General features: G+C 57.4%; 1 pseudogene. It reads right to left on the bottom strand.

What is annotated here, in order from left to right:
• Positions 1-127 precede the first annotated feature (127 nt).
• Positions 128-394: pseudogene (locus G3I71_RS49530) on the bottom strand (reverse transcriptase domain-containing protein); the annotation flags it as partial.

Genomic DNA, 394 nt, shown 5'->3' with positions numbered 1-394 from the left:
CCAGCCCTTCCGTGAGCGCCGCCAACTCCTCGGCCCAGCCATCGACTTGCTCAAGACTCACATCAACCAGCATGTCCAGACAACGTCAGCAACGATCAGAAGTCACATGATCTGAGGCTGTAGTACATGCCTCATCCTCCGTGGTACACAACACCACGAAGTCATCGGCGTATCGAACAAGGACTGGAGAGGGTTCCTTTCCGGCGATTCCCTCTCCCATCCCGTGAAGAGCGATGTTCAGTAGCAACGGGCTGATGACTCCCCCTTGGGGGTGCCTTCTGGTGTTGAGCTGAACCGGCCGTCCTCCAGCACTCCAGCATTGAGCCATTTCTGGATCTGCTCTCGGCCGGGGAACCGACCGAGAGAGGTCATAAGATGGTCATGACTGATGCGG

The organism is Streptomyces sp. SID12501 (assembly GCF_010550245.1).
Taxonomy (GTDB): Bacteria; Actinomycetota; Actinomycetes; order Streptomycetales; family Streptomycetaceae; genus Streptomyces.
Note: the sequence above shows the minus strand (reverse complement) of the source record. Positions and strands in the feature narration are given on the sequence as shown.